The following is a 20573-nucleotide window of genomic DNA, read 5'->3' on the forward strand; positions in this document are numbered from 1 at the left end:
TGATCATGACGTTATTGCCACTCCCATCGGCGTGTCGTGGCAATAACGTCATGATCAACAGGGGTGGGTGGGTTAGCAGCCGATTACCCAGTGGTTGGGGGCGGTCTGCTTCAGGGTGCTGGTGTAGAAGGTGTTGTAGAGGCCCATGCGCTGGTTGGAGCCGTTCGCGTAGGCGTAGCCACCGGACTGGTACGCCCGGCCGGCTGTCACGTGGGCGTAGTTGCTGGCCGTCACGCAGGCGGGGGGCGTGGTGGGCGTCGGGGTGGGCGTGAGGGTCGGGGTCGGGGTCGGGGTCGGGGTGGTCGTGGGCGTGGGGGTGGGGGTGGGGGTGGTGCCGCCGTTCAGGCCGAAGAAGAGCGCGTCGCGGTACGTCGAGCAGATGGTGTCGAGGAGGTACGCCCCGGCGGTGCCGCACTGGTCGGCCCCGGAACCCGGGTCGACCGGAGTGCCGTGGCCCATGCCGGAGACGCGGTAGAGCCGTACCTCGTCGTTGCCGTACACCTCCAGACTCGTGTTGGCGGGCAGCGACGAGGAACTGGTCGGGGTCTGCGAGATGCCGCGCACGTTCGTCCACTGGTCGCGGGACTCGGTGCCGTTGAGCGGGACCACCGTCGGGTCCGAGGTGCCGTGCCAGATGGCCACGCGGGGCCGCGGGCCGGTGTAGCCGGAGTACGCGCCCCGCACCAGGTCGCCCCAGGCGGCCGGGGTCTTGTCCGCGCCCGGATTCATGCAGCTGAAGGCGTTGACCATGCTGGTGGCGCAGCGGTACGGGATGCCCGCGATGATCGATCCGGCGGAGAAGACGTCCGGGTACGTGGCGAGCATCACCGCGCTCATCGCCCCGCCCGCGGACAGTCCGCTGACGAAGACCCGGGAGCCGTCCACCCCGTAGTTCGACTTGGCGTGGTCGACCATCTGCTTGATGGACAGCGCCTCACCCTGACCTCGGGCCGTGTCGCCGGCCTCGAAGAAGTTGAAGCAGGAGTTGGCGTTGTTGCCGGAGGGCTGCTGGGCGACGATCAGGGAGAATTTCCACTGGTCGGCGTACTTCTGCCAGCCGGAGCCGGAGAAGTAGCCGGAGGCGGTCTGGGTGCAGCCGTGCAGCAGCACCACGGCCGGGGAGTTGGCCGGCAGGTTGTCCGGCCGGTAGGCGTACATGGCGAGGTTGCCCGGGTTGGAGCCGAACCCGGTGACCTGGGTGAGGGTCGCGGCCTGGGCGGGTGCGGCGATGGCGACCGCGCCGGCTGCGGCGAGGACGAGCCCGGCGCCCAGGCCGATCAGCCGGGTGAGGATGGACGAGGAGCGGCGCACGGCGGCCTCCTGGAAGGGGCGGACTGTGAACTGGGTCACGGTCGAATTGCCGTGACGTTACGACGATGTGTCGTCGCCAAGACATGGGTCGTGCTCACACATTCACGGCCGCCGAGGTGTACGCCGAACCGTCGACGCGAGTCCTCCCCAACCCCACGCGACAACAACGGTCCCCTCCTTGCAGGTCTGACCGGCCTGTCCAGGTCCGGTTGGTAACGTCCGCTGCGTGCCGTCCTCCCCGTCGCTGGCCACCGGGCCCGCACCCGCGTCACTGCCGCGCGTCGTCCGGGACCGCCGGGCCGACCTGATCGTCGTGCTGGTGGCGTTCGCGCTCGCCGTCTGGGTGACAAGTGGGCTGTGGCGGGACCCGAACGTCCGCACCATCACCGTCAACTCCAGCGACCAGGCGCTCTTCGAGTGGCTGCTGGCCTTCGGCGGGCACGCGGTCACCCACGGCGACAACCCGCTCTTCACGTACCTGATCAACGTCCCGGACGGCGTGAACCTCGCGGTGAACACCTCGATCACTGTGTACGCGGTGGTCTTCGCGCCGCTCACGTACCTGATCGGGCCGCCGGCCACCTTCCTGGTGATCCTCACCCTCAACCTGGCCGCCACGGCGCTGGTCTGGTACTGGCTGCTCTCCCGGCACCTGGTCCGCAGTCGGCTGGCCGCCGGGGTCGGCGGCCTGTTCATCGCCTACTCCCCCGGCATGGTCTCGCACGCCAACGCCCACCTGAACTGGACGGCCGGCTGGCTGGTGCCGCTGCTGATCTGGCGGCTCTTCGCGCTGCGCCGAGCGGGGCACTGGCTGCGCGGCGGGGTGATCCTCGGCGTGCTCGTCGCGGTGGCGTTCTCGATCGCCGCCGAGGGGCTCTTCTTCACGGCGCTGGCGCTCGGGGTGTTCGTCGCCATCTGGGCGCTGCACCCGGCGAACCGGGCCGAGGCGCGCGCCGCGCTGCCCACCTTCCTGCGCGGGCTCGGGGTGACCGCCGTGGTGGCCGGGGTGCTGCTGTCGTACCCCTTGTGGTTGCACTTCGCCGGGCCGCAACGGTTCCACGGCACCGGCTTCGACCCGGTGATCCACTCCGAGGACATCGCCGCGTTCGCCGCCTTTCCGCGCCGCTCGCTGGCCGGCGAGGCGGGCCTGGGCACCTCGCTGGCGCCGAACCCGACCGAGGAGAACTCGTTCTTCGGCATCCCACTGCTGGTGCTCACCGTCGTCTGCTTCGTCGCGCTCTGGCGGCGGGCCGACCCGGGCCGCCGGGCCACCCTCTGGGCGCTGGGCGCCCTCGCGCTGATCTTCTCGGTGCTCTCCTTCGGCCCGATCGCCAAGGTCGACGGGCGCCGCACCGACCTGCCCATGCCGTTCGACCTGCTCGGTCAACTGCCGGTGGTGAACGCCGCGCTGCCGGCCCGGCTGGCGCTGGTGGTCGCGCCGGTGATCGGGTTGCTGCTGGCGTACGCCGTCGACCACCTGCGCGCCGCACCGCCCCGGCACCGCTCCACGGAGTTGGCCTGGCTGATCGGGTTCGCGGTGGCCCTGGTGCCGCTGCTGCCCACCCCGCTGCTGACCGACGAGCGGGAGCCCATCCCGGAGTTCATCACCTCCGGCACCTGGCGGGACTACGTCTCACCGGACGGCGTGCTCACTCCGGTGCCGTTGACCGTGGACATCTACCCGGACGGCCAGCGCTGGCAGGCGTACGCGTTGTCGCACCGGCAGGGCGAGTTCGAGATCCCCGGCGGCTTCTTCCTCGGCCCCGGCGGGCCGGACGGGCGCGGCCGGATCGGCCCGGTCCCGCGCACCCTGAGCGCGTTGATGGACCAGGCCGGCCGGACCGGGTTGGTGCCGATCGTCACCGACGGGACCATCCGGGAGGTCCAGTCGGACCTGCGGCACTGGCGGATCGAGACGGTGGTGCTCGCCGACGAGGTGCACGGCGCGAAGTTCGAGGTCGACGAGGAGGCGCTGCGGCGGACCGGCACCGCCCTGTTCGGCGAGCCGCAGCGGGTCGACGACGTCTGGCTCTGGCGCATCCCCCAAGCCGATCGCTAGGCGCGGCGCGACCGACCGGGGCATCACGACGGGTCGCCATCGCGTCTAATGGGCCGATGGGGCAGATCGGCGGACGACCGCGGCGCACCGCGGTGGTCGGGGTCGCGCTGGGGCTGGTGGCACTCAGCGCGCCGCCCGCCACGGCCACGACCAGCACCGCCGCAGTCAGCACGCGCTCGACCAGTACCGGCGCAGTCAGCACCGCAGCCGGGGGCGCGGCCGGCGCGGTGCCGACCCGGGTGCGTGATCCCTGGCTGTGGCAGGCCACCGTGGGGCAACGCCCGGCCGGTCCGGCCGTGCTGGTGTTCTTCACCGAACGCACCCGCTACTTCGAGTCGACAGGTGTGCTGGTTGACCGGGACGGCGCGTACCGGCTGATCCCGATTGGCATCGCCGAGGGGCACGGGCTGCTCTCCCCGGATGGACGGCACTACCTCCGGCCGTACGTCGGCGAGTTGCTGGACCTCACCACCGGCCGGCAGCGCCGCACGGTGAGCATTGGCGTCTACCCGATCGCCTGGTCGCCGGACGGGCAGCAGGTGCTGGCCACCCGCGACAACGACGACGACGTGATCACCTACGGGCCGGACAATCAGCAGCTCAACGACCCGGAGAAGCCCGACGACCTGCTCGTCGTCGACCCGTTCCGGGGCACCGAGCGGGTGGTCGACGTCGGCGCCTTCGACACCCACACCGCGGCGGCCTGGTCACCCGGTGGCGACCTGGTCGCGGCCACCGGCTGGCCGGACGCGCCAGCCCGGCTCGCCGACCGTCAGCGACTGGTGGTGGTCGACCCAGCCGGTGGTGGTCCGCGTTGGCAGGTCGACCTGGGCGATCGGCGGATCCTGGCCGGTCCGGCCGCCTGGCATCCCGACGGTCGGCGGCTCGCGCTGCTCGCCTTCGACGGCTGCGCCGGGACCGAGTGTACGGCCGAGGAGGCGGCGGCGCGCACCTGGCGGATCGAGTTCCTGGACGCGGCCACCGGCCACGCCGTCGGCCAGGCATTGCCGGCCGGCACCTCGGTCAGCGGGGTCATCGGCTGGCGCGGCGACGACCCGGTCCTGCGGTATGTCAGCAAGACGGAGCAGGACACCGACCGGCAGGCCATGCTCGCCGCACTGTCGCCGGACGGCGATCGTGAGGTGTTGGTAACCGCGCCGGTCGGGTCGACCGACCTGATGGTGCCGGGCGACCTGCTGACCCGAGCCGCGTTCGGGGGGCCGGAGCCCCGGCCGTCGGCGTTCGCCGCCCCGCTCTGGGTCTACCTGACGCTGGCCGCGCCGGTGCTGCTCGCCGTCGCCCTCCTCATCCGCCGTCGACGACGTCGCCGCGCGACCGACCCGCCAGCGTCGAGCGCCTGAGCCCGGCGGCGGCAACCCTGGTGAGGCGGCTCACCAGGGATGATCGCCGGGATCGGGATTAGGCTGGACACCGTGACAACGACGATCTCCGGCCTCACCGCCGTCCGCGCCGGCCTGCTCGACTACCAGGCCGCCTGGGACGAGCAGCGACGCCTGCACGAGTCGGTGGTGGCTGGCGAGCGCGGCGACACCGTGCTGCTGCTGGAGCACCCGAGCGTCTACACCGCGGGCAAGCGCACCGAGCCGTGGGACCGGCCGACGGACGGCACCCCGGTCGTCGACGTGGATCGCGGCGGCAAGATCACCTGGCACGGGCCGGGTCAACTCGTCGGCTACCCGATCCTGCGGCTGCCCGACCCGGTGGACGTGGTCGCCTACGTCCGCCGCACCGAAGAGCTGCTCATCGACGTGTGCGCCGAGTTCGGGCTGACCGCCGGCCGGGTCGAGGGGCGCAGCGGCGTCTGGGTGCCCGAGGACGACCGGGGGCCAGCCCGCAAGGTGGCCGCCATCGGCATCCGGGTGGCCCGGGGCGTCACCCTGCACGGCTTCTCGATCAACTGCGACTGCGACCTGACGTACTTCGACCGGATCGTGCCGTGCGGCATCCGCGACGCCGGCGTCACCTCGCTCACCGCCGAGCTGGGTCGCCCGATCACCGTCGCCGACGTGCTCCCGGTGGTCGAGCGCCGACTCTCCACCCTCGTCGCGGTCTGACCGCGGCACCTACCGACGAGCGCACCCACACCTCTGGGACGTGACATGACGGACGCGGTACGACCACCGACCGGTACCGCGGTCACGGCCCTCGAATGCATCCGGTGCGGTAGCCACCATCCGGTCGGCGACTACTCGCTCGGGTGCCCCTCCTGCGCGGCCGCCGGCCACGGCTCGAACCTGTTCTGCCGTTACCCCGCCGAGGCGGTACGCCAGGACCAACTGGTGCCGTACCCGGTCGTTCCGAATCTGGGCCAGGGACGCACACCGCTGTTCCCGCTGCCCTGGCTCGACGGGGTGCTCGTCAAGAACGAGGCGGCGAACCCGACCGGATCCCACAAGGACCGGTTCGCGGCGATGGCGGTGGCCCACGCGAAGGCCTCGGGCTACGAGCGCGTCGTCGTCGGATCGTCAGGTAACGCGGGGCTGGCCACAGCCGCTTTCGCCGCCGCCGTCGGCCTCCGGGCCGTGGTGGCCGGCTTCACCTGGCTGCCCGAATCGCTCGCGGAGCCGCTGCGCAGGCTCGGAGCGGACCTGCACACCTTCGACACCGACGAGGAACGCATCAGGTACGTCAAGGAGGCGGCCGTCCGTCACGACACGTTGGCCGTCTCCAACGTCGCCGACATCGTCATCGGAAGTAGCTGTTTCGGCATCGAGGGCTACAAGGCCATCGCCTGGGAGATAGCGGCCGCCGTACCTGCCGGGGTGGACCACGTCGTGATCCCGTCCAGCCGTGGCGATCTGGCCTGGGGCATCCACCTCGGGTTCGCCCAGTGGTCCGCCCTGACGGGCAACCCCCTGCCCCGCCTTCATCTGGTCGAACCCTTTCCCCGGTTGTCCGCCGTGCTTGCCGGCCAGGACATCGCCGCACGCTTCTCCGACAGCGCCGGAAGCCTCCACTCCATCGCCGGGGACAGCACGACAGTCCAGGCTCAGGCCGCGGTGACCCGTAGTGCGGGCAGCGTCGTGGTGGTGCGGGAGGACGTCGCAACCCGCTGGTACGAGCGGGCGAGCCGACACGGGCACACCTGGGAGATCAGCAGTTGCACCGTGTTGGCCGCCTACGACGTCCTACGGCGACGCGACGTCATCCCCGCCGGCGAGCGGACCGTCCTGATCACCACCTCCCACCTGTTCAAGGGGCTGTGACAGCCCTGGCCAGCAGGGAAGCGCGCCACGGAGGACGGCCACCCCGTCGCAGGGACCGGCGCCGGTGAGAATTTCCGGACCGAGTGTCCCGTGGGACGTCTGATCGATCGTCCCTATGGTGGAGTCGGCGACCGACGTCGGCTCGACACCTGAGGTCGGCGCGCACCGCCCGGCCCGGACGCGAGGAGCGGACATGCCCACCTACATCGCACTTACCTACACCGCGGACGTCGACTGGACCAGCCCCGAGCAGGCTGCCGAGATGGCGGAGTATCGGGAGTTCGGTGCGGCCGCACGCGCGGTGATCCGGGGCGGCAGCGCGCTCTACCCGACCGCCACGGCGACCACCGTGCGGGTCTCCGGCGGCAAGGGCGGTGACGTGCTCACCACCGACGGCCCGTACGCCGAGACCAAGGAAGCCCTGACCGGCTTCTACCTGCTGGAATGCGCGGACCTGGACGAGGCGGTGGCGACCGTCGCACAGATGCCCGCGGCCTGGAACGGCGCGGTCGAGGTCCGTCCCATCATCCCGTTGTGACCCGATGCTGACCGGTGACGCGGAGACCGCGGCCGACACGGCGACGCACCAGGCCCTACCGCCCGAGGTGGCGCGGCGGGCCCACCCGCCCGAGGCGGCGCGGCGGGCCCAGGCTGTCGGCGCGGCGCAACAGGTGGTCCGGGCCGAGCGGTCCCGGATCCTCGCCACGCTGATCCGCGTCACCGGCAGCGTCGACCTGGCCGAGGACGCGACGCAGGACGCGGTGCTACGCGCCCTGCAGACCTGGCCGCGCGACGGCGTGCCGGACAACCCGCGTGGCTGGTTGCTGGTCGTGGCGCGTCGACGGGCGGTCGACCTGATCCGCCGGGAGGCCCGCCGCGCCGGGAAGGAGACCGAAGCCGTGGCGCTGCTCGACCCCGTGTCGGACTCACCCGAGGCGGTTCGGGACGACCTGCTCCGGCTGGTCTTCACCTGCTGCCATCCGGCGCTGTCACTGGACGCGCAGGTGGCCCTGGCGCTGCGTACCATCGGCGGGCTGACCACCGCCGAGGTGGCCCACGCCCTGGTGCTGCCGGAGGCGACGATGGCCAAGCGCCTCACCCGGGCCAAGCAGAAGATCAGCCGGGCGGGCATCCCGTACCGGATACCGCCGGCCGAGGAGTTGCCGGGACGACTGACAGGCGTCGCCGCCACCGTCTACCTGATCTTCAACGAGGGTTACACGGCCGGCGTCGGCGACGACCTGATCCGGGTCGGGCTGGCGGACGAGGGCCTTCGGCTCGCCCGGCTGCTTGTCGAGCTGATGCCTGACGAACCGACAGTGCTGGGCCTGCTGGCCCTGCTGCTGTTGCAGGACTCCCGCCGGGCCGCGCGGGTAGGCGTCCACTGTCAACTGCTGCTGCTGAGCGAGCAGGACCGCACGCGCTGGGACCGGGCCGCGATCACCGCGGGGGTCGAGCTGGTCGGTCGGGGCCTGCGTCGCACCCCCGAGCACCCCGACCGGTACGTCGTCCAGGCCGCCATCGCGGCCTGCCACGCCCTCGCCCCGTCGTACGACCGGACCCCGTGGGACGCGGTCGTCTCCTGGTACGACGTGCTGCTCACCGTGCACGACACCCCGGTGGTGCGGCTGAACCGGGCGGCGGCGGTCGCCGAGCGGGAAGGTCCCGCCGCCGGGCTGGCCCTGGTGGAAGCGATCGGCGGGCTGGCCGGCTATCCGTGGTTCCACGCCACCCGTGGCGAGCTGCTGTACCGCCTCGGCCGGGTCGACGAGGCCGCCACGGCGTACCGGGCGGCGCTCGCGCTCGACCTCAACGGCCCCCAGGCGGCCCGGCTGCGCGATCGACTCGCCGACTGTTCAGAGGAGTCGGCGGGGCCCAGCGCGCAGCCGGCGCCGGGTCCTACGGGGTCAGCCGGTGCAGGTCACGCGGGAACGCGGTGACCTCTCGGATGTTCGCCGCGCCGACCAACCGGGCCACGAACCGTTCCAGGCCGATGGCGAAGCCACCGTGCGGCGGCATGCCGTGCCGGAACGCGTCCAGGTAACCGGCGTACGGCTCGACCGGCTCGCCCCGGGCCGCCAACGCCGCCAGGTAGTCGGCGTGCCGGTGCAGCCGCTGCCCGCCGGTGACCAGCTCCAGCCCACGGAAGAGCAGGTCAAACCCGTTCGAGTACGCCGGCCGCGCCGGGTCCGGGTGGGTGTAGAACGGCCGCTTGGCCATCGGGTAGCCGGTGACGAAGAGGAAGTCGGAGCCGTGTTCGCGGCGGGCCCACTCGCCCAGCGCCCGTTCGTGGGCGGGTGCGAGGTCCGGCTCGTCGGCGGGCGCGCCGGCGATCGTCAGCGCCTCGGTGAAGTGCACCGCCGGGATCTCCGCCGGCACCTGCGGTGGTGTGACGTCGAGCGTCGCCAGGGCGCCACCGGCCCGCTCGCCCACGGTGCCCAGCATCCCGGCCAGGGTGTCCCGCAGCACCCGCATCACGTCCCGGTGGTCGGTGACGAAGCCCAGCTCGGCGTCGAGCGACGTGTACTGCGCGAGGTGCCGGACGGTGTCGTGCGGCTCGGCCCGGAACACCGGCCCGACCTCGTAGACGCGTTCGAAGACGCCGACCATCAACTGCTTGTAGAACTGCGGCGACTGGGCCAGGTACGCGGGCCCGCCGAACCAGTCCAGCGCGAACACGTTCGCCCCGCTCTCGGTGGAGGCGCTGACCACCTTCGGGGTGTGGATCTCCACGAAGTCGTGGGCGTCGAGTGCGGCCCGGAAGCCGGCCACCGCCGCCGCCGAGATCCGCAGCGCGGCCGACCGGGTGGGGTGACGCAGCGCGGTCGGCGCGTTGTCGAGTTGGGTGGGCAGGCTCGCGGTGAGCGCCGGCCGGTACAGGTCGAACGGTGGCGGCACGGCGGGCGGCCCGAGTGGGCGTACCTCCGGGTCGGTCAGCTCGACCCCGGCGGGCGCCGTGTCGTTCGCGGTCACCGTCGCGGTGACCTCGACGACCGTCTCCTCGGGTAGTTTCTCCAGGTCGGCGCGGACGGCCGGGTCGGTCACGACCACCTGGGCCAGGCCGGCGGCGTCGCGCACGATCAGGAAGGCCACCGACTTGAGCAGTCGGCGGCGGTGCACCCACCCGGCGATCCGCACGGTCGCGCCGATCTGGGCGGGCAGGTGGTGGGACAGGGTTCGTTGCATGGCGGGCTGCTCCTCCGATCGCCACGCCGTCGCCGCCCTGCGGAAGCGATGCGTGGCATCAGCCCCAGGGAGGTGTGGGCGAGCGGGAACCTCGCGGTGCCACCACACCTTCACCCCCGCGCGAGCGAGGGCCTCGTTCGTCGCCTGATGACCGGGGCCAGCCGGGCGGGCTCTACTGGGCACGGGTGACCCGCAACCGTTCTTCCCGCAGCTCAGGAGGGTCTTCGCGCACCGGCGCCAGACCGCCTCTCAGCACCGGCGGCTCTCTGCACTGGCGGGTCGGCGCGCTACTCGGCTCCGTCGTCGCTGTTGGCGGTGACCGTAGCACCAGATCCCCACGCGTGTGACGCCCATTTTCGACTATCCGGTGTCCGGCGTCACAACGTTTGGAGCGTGACGCCGGTCGCCTGGCGTACATAGACACCTGCCGTCCGGCGTAGGCTCGTTTTCGTGACGATCGAGCACTCCGCGCCGACGACCGGCCAGGCAGCGCGCACCGCGACGGCAGCCCCCGAGGGGCGGCGTCTGCTGCGCATCGAGGCGCGCAACGCCGAGACGCCGATCGAGCGTAAACCGCCGTGGATCAAGGTCAAGGCCAAGATGGGTCCGGAGTACACCCAGCTACGCGGGCTCGTCTCGCGCGAGGGGCTGCACACCGTCTGTCAGGAGGCCGGCTGCCCCAACATCTACGAGTGTTGGGAAGACCGGGAGGCCACCTTCCTCATCGGTGGCGACCAGTGCACCCGGCGCTGCGACTTCTGCCAGATCGACACCGGCAAGCCGGCCGAGTTCGACGCCGACGAGCCGCGTCGCGTCGCCGAGTCGGTGGTCGCGATGGGGCTGCGCTACGCCACCATCACCGGTGTCGCCCGGGACGACCTGCCCGACGGCGGCGCCTGGCTGTACGCCGAGACCGTCCGACAGATCCACGCCCTGCAGCCCGGCTGCGGCGTCGAGCTGCTGATCCCGGACTTCAACGCCGTGCCCGAGCAGTTGGCCGAGGTCTTCGGCTCCCGGCCCGAGGTGCTGGCGCACAACGTGGAGACCGTGCCGCGCATCTTCAAGCGCATCCGGCCGGCGTTCCGCTACGACCGTTCCCTGGACGTGATCCGGCAGGCCCGCGCCGACGGTCTGGTCACCAAGAGCAACCTCATCCTGGGCATGGGCGAGGAGCGGGCCGAGGTCTCCCAGGCGCTGCGCGACCTGCACGACGCCGGCTGCGAGCTGATCACCATCACGCAGTACCTGCGGCCCACCCCCCGGCACCACCCGGTGACCCGCTGGGTCAAGCCGGAGGAGTTCGTGGAGCTGCGCGAGGAGGCCGAGGAGATCGGCTTCGCCGGGGTGATGAGCGGGCCGCTGGTGCGCTCGTCGTACCGGGCGGGCCGGCTCTACAAGCAGGCGCTCGACGCCCGCGCCGCCGTCCCGGTCGTCACCGCGGGCTGACCCGGTCCGGTCCCCGGCCCATCCCGGCTGGTTCCAGACCTGGTGGGCGGGGCAGCCCTTCCGGCCGCCCCGCCCCCATCAGCGTTTACTTCTCGGTCGCAACATACGGTTGGTATTGACGAACTCGGGCTTTGCGGGCGAACGGCTGCAACCCTCGCCGGGTGCGGACCGTGATGGTCCGCTCGGGGACCTCGATGTGAGCCAGAGCCCGCACCGGAACCCCGTCTAGCACATAGACGGTTTCCGTCACCCTGCCGTCGACAATCGCGTCCACCACCTCTCGGCACGCTTCCCGCAGCTCATCCGGCGACTCGCCGTGAAAATCGAGAACTGAGATCTCACCGAACTCGATCGTCATCTCGTCGTCGTCCTGCAAGAAGACCGAGAAGCGACAGGACGCGTCGTCCGCGGGGACGACGTCCACCACTGTCTTCGCCCCTTCACCGAGCAGACGAACATCGGCCGATCCCGCGACAGCGGTACGGGCACGATCCGCGAGATCCGCCAAGAATTCCCGCCCCATCGTCACGCCTGCGGCGGATCGACGCGCGTGGCTCCACTGCGGCGTCGATGCCAGAGATAGCTGGCGAACTGCGCCGCCAGGCCGACCATCATCGCGCCGGCCAGCATTCGCGAGAGCAGATCTTCGTGCTTGAGGAAGAACCCCAGCGCGACAAGGAAATACACGGTCAGAAACCCGGGATGCTGAGTCCCCTCCCGGCGACGCGCCCGCGCCCCGGTCGATCTCTCGTCACCCATCAGACACGCTCACCCGCATCCCGAGTACAGCCCAGCGGTTCACCCTACGGGCAGCCTCGGGTTCGCCGCGACCGCTCGCGCCGCCGCGCGGCCGTCAGGCGTCCGGATGTCATGATCGTGCGATGACCGTCGGCGTACGCGAGCAGCCGCGCGACGCGGGGCCCCCGCACCCTCGGCCGGGCCCGCGTCTCGGGTTGGTCGGCTGGCTGACCGGGTTGGCCGTGCTCGTCGGGGTGGGTTACCGGCTCTGGCTGCTGGGTCACGCCGCGCCGCCCACGAACAGCGACGAGGCCGCCATGGGGTTGGCCGCGCTGCACATCTCCCGAGCCGAGGACTTCCCGGTCTGGTTCTACGGCCAGCAGTACATGGGCCCGCTGGAGGCGTACCTGGCCGCGCCGGTGTTCGCCCTGGCCGGGGGGCCGTCGCTGCTCGGTCTGCGGCTGCCCACGCTCGCGCTGTACGTGCTGTTCCTGCTGCTGGCCTGGCGGTTGACGCTGCGCCTGACCGGGGACCTGTGGTTCGGGCTACTGGTGGTGGCGCTGCTGGCGCTGGGTTCCGACCGGGTGGTGAAGAACCAGCTGATCGCCGGTGGTGGCTATCCGGAGATGAACGCGGCCGGGATGGCGCTGGCCGTGCTCGCGGTGGATCTGGCGAGCGGGCGACCGGGGTGGTGGCTGGCGCGCTGGGCGGTGTGGGGGTTCCTGGCCGGGCTGATGGTCTGGGTCGACCCGCTGGTGCTGCCCTACGTCGTGGCGCTCGGCGCGGTGCTCGTCGGTTTCTGCCGTCGGCAACTGTGGGGCGCGGCCGGGGCGCTGTTCGGGGCCGCCGCCGTGCTGGGCGCGGCCCCGCTGCTGCTGGACAGCCTGCTGAGCGGCCGGAACCCACTCAACGCGGTGCTCGCCGCCAGCGGTGCGAACGCCAGCGCGGGATGGGCGGACCGGTTGCACGGCGGCCTGCTGCTCGGCCCGGCGCTGGGCATGGGATTCTGCGGTCCCGGGCGGTGCGCCACCTGGCAACTGTGGTGGGCACTCGCCCTGCCGCTGCTGCTGGCCCTCGCCGCCGCGACCGCCTGGCACACCCTGCGCCGAGCGCCCGCCCTCCCGACCGATCCCGCCCTCCCGACCGACCCCGCCCTCCCGACCGACTCCGCGGTCCCTGCCGCTGGCGGCGCTGGGGGCGTCGCCGAGGTGCCGGCTCGGGTGGCGGCTGCGGTCTGGCTGGCGCTCGTACTGGCCGCGGTCGGCACCCTCGGCGCGTACACCGTGAGCAGTGCCGCCGGGCTCACCCCGGTGGAGAGTTCCCGCTATCTGTCCTGTCTGCTCATCTCCCTGCCGGCACTGCTGTGGCCGGTCTGGGCGACGGCCCGTGGTGGTCCGCGACGGCCGGTGGGCGACCGTCGGGGCGTCGGGTCGGCGCTGGCCCGCCCGGTCGCGCTGGCGTTGCTCGTGGCCACCCTGGGCACCGCCGGCCACGCCACCTGGCAGGCAGCGCGGACCGCACCCGCGACGCGGACCGCCGAGGCCCGGCACACCGAGTTGGTGACCACCCTGCGGCAGCTCGGCGTACGACACGTAATCGCGGGCTACTGGACCTGCAACCGGCTCACCTTCGCCACGGCGGAGCAGGTGGTCTGCGCGGTCGTCGACGACGCGCTGCGCCCCGGCTTCGACCGCTATCCCGCGTACCGGCGGGAGGTCGACGCCGCGACGGCGCCCGCCTGGGTCGCACCGACCGGCTCGCCGTTGGCGCACACTCTCGACGAGCGGCTGCGCGCCGCCCCGGGCAGCCTGGACCTGGTCACGATCGACGGCTGGCGGATCTACCTGCCGTCCGCCTGACCGCCCGGTCCAGCGCGCCCGACCCGGCGATGACCGCCCGGCCGGGCGGTGACCGCCGGCGGGCTCGTCAGCGGGGTGGCGCGGGCTCGGCGAGCAGGCCGAGGCGGTGGGCCAGCGCGGCGGCCTCCCCCCGGTTTGTCACGTCGAGCTTCGCGATGATCCGGGAGACGTGCACGCTCGCCGTCTTCGGGGAGATGAACAACCGCTCGGCGATCCGGCTGTTGCTGTGCCCCTCGGCGACCAGCCGCAGCACCTCCCGCTCCCGGGCGGTCAACAGATCGGCGCCGGCCCCGCCCTGACCCGTCCCGCGCAGGCCGACCCGCCGCGCCAGGGTTGCGGTCGCCTCGGCCAGCGGCGTCGCGCCCAACCGCCGGGCGATCTCCGTGGCCTCGGTGACCGCCGCCGACACCTCGTCCCGCTCGCCGCCGGCGGCAGCCGCCTCGGCCAACGCCAGCAACGCCCGAGCCAGCGGGTACGGCTGCCCGTCGGCACGCCACGCGTCCACCGCCGCCCGCCAGGCCGGCAGCGCCTGGTCGCCGACCGCCAGCAGCGCGGTGACCTGGGCGGCGTGCGCCCGCGCCGCCGGGTGTCGGACCGGCAGGTCCGCGGCGAGCGCGCTGACGGCGGCGGCCAGCTCCCGGTCACCAACCCGGGCGGCGGTACGGGCGACGGCGCTGAGCACCGGCCAGCCTTCCCGGGGCAGGCGCGGCAGATGCGCGTCGGTCACCGCGACGCGGGCGGCCCGTACCGCCTCGACCTTGTCGTCGGCAGCCAACGCGGCCTCGATCCCCAGCTCGTGCAGAGGCAGCCGCTGGTCCGGCCACAGGTAGGGCCGGCCGAGGAAGGCCAACGCCCGGTCGACCAGCTCCTCGGCGCCCGGATGGGCGCGGGCCAGCCGCAGCCCGGCGCCCAGCTGGAGCCAGTGCAGCCCGGTGACGCCGGACAGGTCGATCCGGGCGGCCTCCGCGCACACCCCCTCGGCCTCGTCCCAGCGACCCAGCGCGATAAGCGCCTCGGCCCGGTTCGACAGCAGGTACGCCCCGGTCGAGCGGCTGATCCCCACCCGCCGCGCCTCGGCCACACCGGCCTCCGCCGCCTGCGCGGACTCGGCGTAGCGGCCCAACTCGCAGAGCATGTCCGACTGGAACACCTTGGCGAGCACGAGCGTCGGCGTGTCCCCGGCCGTACGCGCGACGGCCTCGACCTCGGCCAGCCCGGTCAGCCCACGCTCCAGATCCCGCTCGCCGTGGCAGAGCATGGCGATCCGCGTCGGCAGCAGGGCCAGCTCCTCGCCGAGGGCCGCGGCGGCGGCATCCGCCTCGGCGGCCACCCGGGCGGCCTGCGGAGGATCGATCTTGGCCAGGTGGGTGGCGATGTCGGCGAGCAGCCGGACCCGCTCCACGCCGGTCGGGCCACCGGCCGCCAGCCGGTACGCCTCATCCAGCTCACGGCTGCCGTCAGCCTTGCCGAGCAGGGCCATCAGTCGACCCCGCTGGTCCAGCAGGCGGGCGGCACGCAGCGGCGCGGCGTCGGCGTCCACCTCGGCCAGCCCGGCCCGGGTCAGGGTGATGGCCCGGCTGAAGTCGCCGGCGGTGATCGAGGCGTCCAGGGTCTGCTCCAGCAGCGCCAGGTGGTCGATGCCGAGCAGGTCGGCGGCGTCGGGCACCAGTTCCCACAGCTCCAGCGCCCGCTCCAACAGTCGGCGCTGCTCGGCGTAGGCGTACCGGTCGGCGGCGGCGCGGGCCGCGGACAGCGCGGCGACCAGGGCGCGCGGGTGGTGGTGCGCGGCGTACCAGTGGTGGGCGATCTCGGCCGGGGCCCGGCCGACGGCGACCAGGTGCGGCTGCGCCTCGATCGCGGCGGCGAAGCGGGCGTGCAGCCGGGCGTGCTCGCCGGGCAGCAACTCGTCGTGTACGGCCTCGCGGACCAGCGCGTGCCGGAACTCGTAGTCGCCGTCCGGGTCGGCCACCACGAGTTGGGCGGCGACGGCGGCGCGCAGCGCGTCCTCCAACTCGGTGTCCGGCAGCCCGGCGACCTCGGAGAGCAGGTCGTGGGCGAACCGGGTGCCGCCGGCCGCGGCGATCCGCAGCACCCGCTGGGACGGCTCGGGCAGCCGGTCCACCCGGGCCAACAGCAGGTCACGCAGGGTTTCTGGAAGCGCCGCGCAGCCGACCGGGTCACCGGCGACGGCCAGCTCCTCGATGAAGAAGGGGTTGCCCTGGGTGCGCTCGTGGACGTCGTCGACGGCACGTGTGGGCGGCTCGGCGCCGAGCAGATCCGCGAGGATCGCGCCGGTTCCGTCGCGGTCCAGCCGGCCCAGCTCGACCCGGTGCACGCCGCGGACCCGGTCCAGCTCGGCCAGGAACGGGCGCAAGGGGTGCCCGCGCTGCAACTCGTCGGTGCGGTAGGTGCAGACCAGCAGCAGCCGGCCCGGTCGGGCCGTCCGGACCAGGAAGCCGATCAGGTCGCGGGTGGAGCGGTCGGCCCAGTGCAGGTCCTCGATCAGCAGCACCAGCGGCTGGGCGTCGGCGAGCCGGTGGAACAGCTCGGCGACCAGGTCGAACAGGTATCCGCGTGGGGCGTCACCGACCGGGGCGGCGCTCGGCGCGGCCAGCGTCGCCCGGCCCAGCTCCGGCAGCAGCCGGGCGAACTCCGCCTCGTACCCGGCGAACACCTCGGGACCGTCGACGCGCAGCACCGCGCGCAGGGCGGCGGCGAACGGGGCGAACGGCAGACCCGACTCGCCCAGCTCCAGACACTGGCCGACAAGCACCCGCGCCCCGCCGTCGGTGGCCCAGCCGGAGAACTCCTCCAACAGACGGGTCTTGCCCACCCCCGCCTCGCCACCGACCAGCACGGTGGTCGGCTCCCCCGCCCGTGCGCGGGTCAGCGTCTCGCGCAGCGTCGCCAACTCGTGCTGGCGGCCGACGAGGACGGAGCTGGCGGCGCGTACGGTCACGGAAGCGAGCATGCCATGGCGGCCACCGGCACCGGCCCCAGCGATCGGCGGGACGGCCGGCGGTCGGCCGTCGCGCGGGTCGGGTGCCGTGGACGTGGCCGCCGGGGCGGGCGCGGTCACCGGCGGTCGGCCGTCACGCGGGTCGGGTGCCGTGGACGTGGCCGCCGGGGCGGGCGCGGTCACCGGCGGTCGTCGCCGAGGCGGCGGGTCGGCTGGCGGCGGCCCAGCCAGCTCCGGCCGGTGTGTCGCGACACCGCGCGGGCGAGCCGGTCTGCGGCCACCTCCGCGCGCAGCTCGGCGGCGTGCGTGCGGTGCAGGGAGAGCAGGAATTCCGCGTCGTTGCCGAACATGTCGGTCTCCTTCGTCGTGGTGTCGTCCGCTGCTGACGACTCTCCGCGCGAAGGCCCCACCCGGGCATGGGGACAGCGCCTGATCTTCACCGGTGGCGCCCTCCTTACGTGCCCGGCCCGCACCGGCGAGGCGACGTAAGGTACTCAGTCGGCCGGCACCCGGACGCGGATCAACGGGGCGGGCGGCGACCACTAGACTCTGCGGCATGGCAAAGCCCCAGGAGAAGGTCTCGTTCGGCCAACGGCTGAAGCAGATCGGGATGGTGTTCCAGTTCACCGCCAAGCAGGACCGGTGGTTCGCGCCGCTGGTCGCCGCCGCGGTGCTCATCCCGCTCGCCCTCACCGTGGTCGCGGTCATCCTCTGGAGCTGGATCTGGCTGCCGATCGGCATCCTGTTCGTCCTGCTCGCGGTGCTGATCGTGCTCAACCTGCGGTCCAACAGGGCGATGATGAACGCCGCCGAGGGGCAGCCCGGCGCGGCGGCGCAGATCATGGAGAACATGCGCGGCGACTGGCGGGTGACCCCGGCGGTCAGCTCGACCACCCAGATGGACATGATCCACCTGGTGATCGGTCGGCCGGGCGTGATCCTGCTGGCCGAGGGTAACCCGCAGCGGGTGCGCGGCCTGCTCGGGCAGGAGAAGCGGCGGCTGTCGAAGGTGATCGGCTCCGCTCCCCTGCACGACTACGTGATCGGGCAGGAGGAGGGCGAGCTGCCGATCCGCAAGCTCCGCACGACATTGCTGCGTCTGCCCCGGGCGCTCTCCGGCAAGGACGTCAACTCGCTGGACAAGCGGCTCAAGGCCCTCACCGCCCGTCCGCAGATGCCCAAGGGCGCGATCCCGAAGAACATGCGGCCGCCAGGCGCGTCCCGCCAGTCGCGGGGCCGCTGACCCCCAGCTGTACGCGAAGGAGCCGGACCCGGACGGGTCCGGCTCTTTCCCGTCCGCGCCTTCCCGTCCGCGCCCCGCGCCCCGCGCCCCGCGCCCCGCGCCCCGCGCTCGCACCCGCACCCGCACCCGCACCCGCACCCGCACCCGCACCCGCACAACATCCCCGAAGTTGCTGCCTCAGACGTGCCGCAGGCAGCAACTTCCCCGAAGTTGCTGCGATCTTGCCCAGATGCGGACGCATGGGCCGCCGGAAGCGAGCCTGCGATCCCGGCAGGGGTCAAGATCGTGCGGCGGCGGGCCGGGGGCGCGAGCGCAGCCGGGCCGCGGGCGCGGCGGCGGCGCGGCGGCGCGGCGGGTGCGCGGCGGGGGGCTCAGCCTCGGGGGGCGTCGACGATGACCGAGTTGGCGAACCGGTCGTGCAGGCCACGACGGTGCTCGTCCATGATCAGCGCGGGGACGACGAGGGCCAGCAGCAGGCCCCGGATCAGCCCTCGGAGCACCCCGATCCGGCCACCGTCGTGCCAGTTCACGCAGCGGATCTTCGTGATGTACATGCCCGGCGTCTGGGCGAACAGGCCGAGGAAGAAGCCGTACACCAGCACCAGCACCAGCACCGGCGCCCAACTGTCGCGGATCGGGTCGGCGAAGAAGTTGGACACCAGCACACAGAGCAGCCAGTCGATGATCAGCGCCCCGAACCGCTTGCCGAGGCTGGGCGGGGCGAAGCTGGGGTCGGTTGCCGGCGCTGCCGGGACGTGCGGATTGGTCACAGCGGTCAAGGGTATCCGCGCGGGGATGAGGGCCTGCCGGGTATCCCGCCACGGTGTGCCGATTCGGGCCAATGGCATCAGATGTCATTACACTGGCACAGTCGGACGGCGTTCGCGGCGGGCCGGAGGCGTGGACCGGAGCATCGCTGACGCTCCGCACGGGACGTAACACGGCAGAAACAACGGAGACACGGCCGGGCAACCGCCCGGCCCTAGCGTCGCCAGAAGCCTAGCCACCCCGTGGACGTGCCAGGAGGATGTGTGTTCGCCAATCCCGAGGAACTGCTGCGATACCTCAAGAACGAGGACGTGAAGTTCGTCGACGTTCGTTTCTGTGACCTGCCCGGCGTGATGCAGCACTTCAACCTGCCGGTCGAGTCCGTCAACGACGACCTTTTCACCGACGGCCTCGCGTTCGACGGTTCGTCGATCCGCGGTTTCCAGGCGATCCACGAGTCGGACATGCTCCTGCTCCCGGACGTCGCCACCGCGTTCATCGACCCGTTCCGCGCGCAGAAGACTCTCGCGCTGAACTTCTTCATCCACGACCCGTTCACCCGCGAGGCCTACAGCCGCGACCCGCGCAACGTCGCGAAGAAGGCCGAGGCGTACCTGGCGGCCAGCGGCATCGCCGACACCGCCTACTTCGGGGCCGAGGCGGAGTTCTACATCTTCGACTCGATCCGCCACGAGACCTCTGCGCACCAGTCGTTCTACTACATCGACTCGGTCGAGGGCGCGTGGAACACCGGCCGCGAGGAGCAGGGCGGCAACCTCGGTTACAAGACCGCGTACAAGGGCGGCTACTTCCCGGTGCCGCCGGTCGACCACTACGCCGATCTGCGTGACTCGATCGTGCGCCGCCTCGTCGACACCGGCTTCAACGTGGAGCGCTCGCACCACGAGGTGGGCACCGCCGGCCAGTCCGAGATCAACTACCGGTTCTCCACCCTGCTGCACGCCGGTGACCAGCTCCAGCTCTTCAAGTACATCGTGAAGAACGAGGCCTGGGCCAACGGCAAGACCGCGACCTTCATGCCCAAGCCGCTCTTCGGTGACAACGGCTCCGGCATGCACACCCACCAGAGCCTCTGGCTCAACGGTGAGCCGCTGTTCTACGACGAGACCGGCTACGCCGGCCTGTCCGACATGGCCCGCTGGTACATCGGTGGTCTGCTGCACCACGCGCCGTCGCTGCTGGCCTTCACCAACCCGACGGTCAACTCGTACCGTCGTCTGGTGCCGGGCTACGAGGCGCCGGTCAACCTGGTCTACTCGCAGCGCAACCGCTCCGCCTGCACCCGCATCCCGGTGACCGGCAGCAACGCCAAGGCCAAGCGCGTCGAGTTCCGCGTGCCGGACCCGTCGGCAAACGTCTACCTGGCCTTCTCGGCCATGATGATGGCCGGCCTGGACGGCATCAAGAGCAAGATGGAGCCGCCGACGCCGATCGACAAGGACCTCTACGACCTCCCGCCGGAGGAGTGGGGCGACGTCAAGCAGGTGCCGGGCTCGCTGCCGGCCGTGCTCGACTCGCTGGAGGCCGACCACGACTACCTGCTCGACGGTGGCGTCTTCACCCCCGACCTGATCTCCACCTGGGTCGACTGGAAGCGCGCCAACGAGGTCGACCCGGTGCGTCTGCGCCCGACTCCGCACGAGTTCGCCATGTACTACGACTGCTGAGCAGTAGCTGAACCGCCGGCCTGATCCCCGGGGTACGCCTCGCGGCGGTGCTGTCCCTGCTCACCGCGACCGCGCTCGCGGCGGTCTGG

Annotated in this window: 17 protein-coding genes; 10 read left to right on the top strand and 7 right to left on the bottom strand. The window is 72.4% G+C overall.

Annotated elements, in window-relative coordinates:
- Positions 1-72: 72 nt before the first annotated feature.
- Complete coding sequence (locus ACLQ29_RS15850) at positions 73-1311, bottom strand: extracellular catalytic domain type 1 short-chain-length polyhydroxyalkanoate depolymerase (RefSeq protein ID WP_425772311.1); 1239 nt, start codon at positions 1309-1311, stop codon at positions 73-75.
- Between the two features lie 226 nt (positions 1312-1537).
- Between ACLQ29_RS15850 and ACLQ29_RS15855 the strand changes: the two genes are divergently transcribed.
- From ACLQ29_RS15855 to ACLQ29_RS15880, 6 genes are all read left to right on the top strand, one after another.
- A complete protein-coding gene (locus tag ACLQ29_RS15855) occupies positions 1538-3370 on the top strand; it encodes a DUF2079 domain-containing protein (protein ID WP_425772283.1) in 1833 nt (610 codons plus the stop codon).
- A 56-nt stretch (positions 3371-3426) separates the two neighbouring features.
- Positions 3427-4731 (top strand): TolB family protein, encoded by a 1305-nt coding sequence (locus ACLQ29_RS15860; RefSeq protein WP_425772284.1) that lies wholly within the window; start codon positions 3427-3429, stop codon positions 4729-4731.
- Positions 4732-4803: 72 nt separating this feature from the next.
- Positions 4804-5445, top strand: a complete 642-nt coding sequence (gene lipB, locus ACLQ29_RS15865; protein ID WP_425772285.1) for a lipoyl(octanoyl) transferase LipB — start codon at positions 4804-4806, stop codon at positions 5443-5445.
- A gap of 45 nt (positions 5446-5490) precedes the next feature.
- Entirely contained in the window at positions 5491-6597 is a 1107-nt protein-coding gene (locus tag ACLQ29_RS15870) for a threonine synthase (protein ID WP_425772286.1), read from the top strand.
- 193 nt (positions 6598-6790) lie between these two features.
- A complete protein-coding gene (locus tag ACLQ29_RS15875; protein ID WP_393363665.1) occupies positions 6791-7135 on the top strand; it encodes a YciI family protein in 345 nt (114 codons plus the stop codon).
- A gap of 4 nt (positions 7136-7139) precedes the next feature.
- Complete coding sequence (locus tag ACLQ29_RS15880; protein ID WP_425772287.1) at positions 7140-8537, top strand: RNA polymerase sigma factor; 1398 nt, start codon at positions 7140-7142, stop codon at positions 8535-8537.
- Here ACLQ29_RS15880 and aspS read toward each other — a convergent pair.
- On the bottom strand, positions 8497-9783 hold the full coding sequence (gene aspS / locus ACLQ29_RS15885; protein ID WP_425772288.1) for an aspartate--tRNA(Asn) ligase: 1287 nt from the start codon (positions 9781-9783) through the stop codon (positions 8497-8499). The two genes, ACLQ29_RS15880 and aspS, sit on opposite strands and share 41 nt — an antisense overlap.
- A 450-nt stretch (positions 9784-10233) precedes the next feature.
- Between aspS and lipA the strand changes: the two genes are divergently transcribed.
- Positions 10234-11229: a lipoyl synthase gene (gene lipA, locus ACLQ29_RS15890; protein ID WP_393363674.1), complete on the top strand. Its 996-nt coding sequence runs from the start codon at positions 10234-10236 to the stop codon at positions 11227-11229.
- Positions 11230-11314: 85 nt separating this feature from the next.
- On the opposite strand, the gene ACLQ29_RS15895 is transcribed toward lipA, so the two are convergent.
- Both ACLQ29_RS15895 and ACLQ29_RS15900 read right to left on the bottom strand, forming a co-directional pair.
- Positions 11315-11737, bottom strand: coding sequence for a hypothetical protein (locus ACLQ29_RS15895; RefSeq protein WP_425772289.1), 423 nt, complete (start codon positions 11735-11737; stop codon positions 11315-11317).
- A gap of 17 nt (positions 11738-11754) precedes the next feature.
- Positions 11755-11988, bottom strand: a complete 234-nt coding sequence (locus tag ACLQ29_RS15900) for a hypothetical protein (protein WP_425772290.1) — start codon at positions 11986-11988, stop codon at positions 11755-11757.
- A 122-nt stretch (positions 11989-12110) separates the two neighbouring features.
- Here ACLQ29_RS15900 and ACLQ29_RS15905 point away from each other — a divergent pair, with 122 nt between their 5' ends.
- Positions 12111-13826, top strand: coding sequence for a hypothetical protein (locus tag ACLQ29_RS15905; protein WP_425772291.1), 1716 nt, complete (start codon positions 12111-12113; stop codon positions 13824-13826).
- Positions 13827-13893: 67 nt separating this feature from the next.
- Here the strand turns inward: ACLQ29_RS15905 and ACLQ29_RS15910 are convergent, their stop codons facing one another.
- Complete coding sequence (locus ACLQ29_RS15910) at positions 13894-16785, bottom strand: helix-turn-helix transcriptional regulator (protein ID WP_425772292.1); 2892 nt, start codon at positions 16783-16785, stop codon at positions 13894-13896.
- 179 nt (positions 16786-16964) lie between these two features.
- Positions 16965-17135: a hypothetical protein gene (locus ACLQ29_RS15915; RefSeq protein WP_393363683.1), complete on the bottom strand. Its 171-nt coding sequence runs from the start codon at positions 17133-17135 to the stop codon at positions 16965-16967.
- Between the two features lie 206 nt (positions 17136-17341).
- Between ACLQ29_RS15915 and ACLQ29_RS15920 the strand changes: the two genes are divergently transcribed.
- On the top strand, positions 17342-18028 hold the full coding sequence (locus ACLQ29_RS15920) for a DUF4191 domain-containing protein (RefSeq protein WP_425772293.1): 687 nt from the start codon (positions 17342-17344) through the stop codon (positions 18026-18028).
- 371 nt (positions 18029-18399) lie between these two features.
- Here the strand turns inward: ACLQ29_RS15920 and ACLQ29_RS15925 are convergent, their stop codons facing one another.
- Positions 18400-18807 (bottom strand): RDD family protein, encoded by a 408-nt coding sequence (locus tag ACLQ29_RS15925; RefSeq protein ID WP_425772294.1) that lies wholly within the window; start codon positions 18805-18807, stop codon positions 18400-18402.
- A gap of 252 nt (positions 18808-19059) precedes the next feature.
- On the opposite strand from ACLQ29_RS15925, the gene glnA reads away from it, so the two are divergent.
- Positions 19060-20484: a type I glutamate--ammonia ligase gene (gene glnA / locus ACLQ29_RS15930; RefSeq protein ID WP_393363692.1), complete on the top strand. Its 1425-nt coding sequence runs from the start codon at positions 19060-19062 to the stop codon at positions 20482-20484.
- The last annotated feature ends 89 nt before the right edge of the window (positions 20485-20573 follow it).

This window comes from Micromonospora sp. DT228 (assembly GCF_049841595.1).
Taxonomy (GTDB): Bacteria; Actinomycetota; Actinomycetes; order Mycobacteriales; family Micromonosporaceae; genus Micromonospora.

Coding starts and splice junctions, on each gene's coding strand:
- ACLQ29_RS15860 (WP_425772284.1), top strand. CDS start 3,427: ATGGGGCAGATCGGCGGACGACCGCGGCGCACCGCGGTGGTCGGGGTC.
- ACLQ29_RS15870 (WP_425772286.1), top strand. CDS start 5,491: ATGACGGACGCGGTACGACCACCGACCGGTACCGCGGTCACGGCCCTC.
- ACLQ29_RS15875 (WP_393363665.1), top strand. CDS start 6,791: ATGCCCACCTACATCGCACTTACCTACACCGCGGACGTCGACTGGACC.
- ACLQ29_RS15880 (WP_425772287.1), top strand. CDS start 7,140: ATGCTGACCGGTGACGCGGAGACCGCGGCCGACACGGCGACGCACCAG.
- aspS (WP_425772288.1), bottom strand. CDS start 9,783: ATGCAACGAACCCTGTCCCACCACCTGCCCGCCCAGATCGGCGCGACC.
- ACLQ29_RS15900 (WP_425772290.1), bottom strand. CDS start 11,988: ATGGGTGACGAGAGATCGACCGGGGCGCGGGCGCGTCGCCGGGAGGGG.
- ACLQ29_RS15905 (WP_425772291.1), top strand. CDS start 12,111: ATGACCGTCGGCGTACGCGAGCAGCCGCGCGACGCGGGGCCCCCGCAC.
- ACLQ29_RS15915 (WP_393363683.1), bottom strand. CDS start 17,135: ATGTTCGGCAACGACGCGGAATTCCTGCTCTCCCTGCACCGCACGCAC.
- ACLQ29_RS15920 (WP_425772293.1), top strand. CDS start 17,342: ATGGCAAAGCCCCAGGAGAAGGTCTCGTTCGGCCAACGGCTGAAGCAG.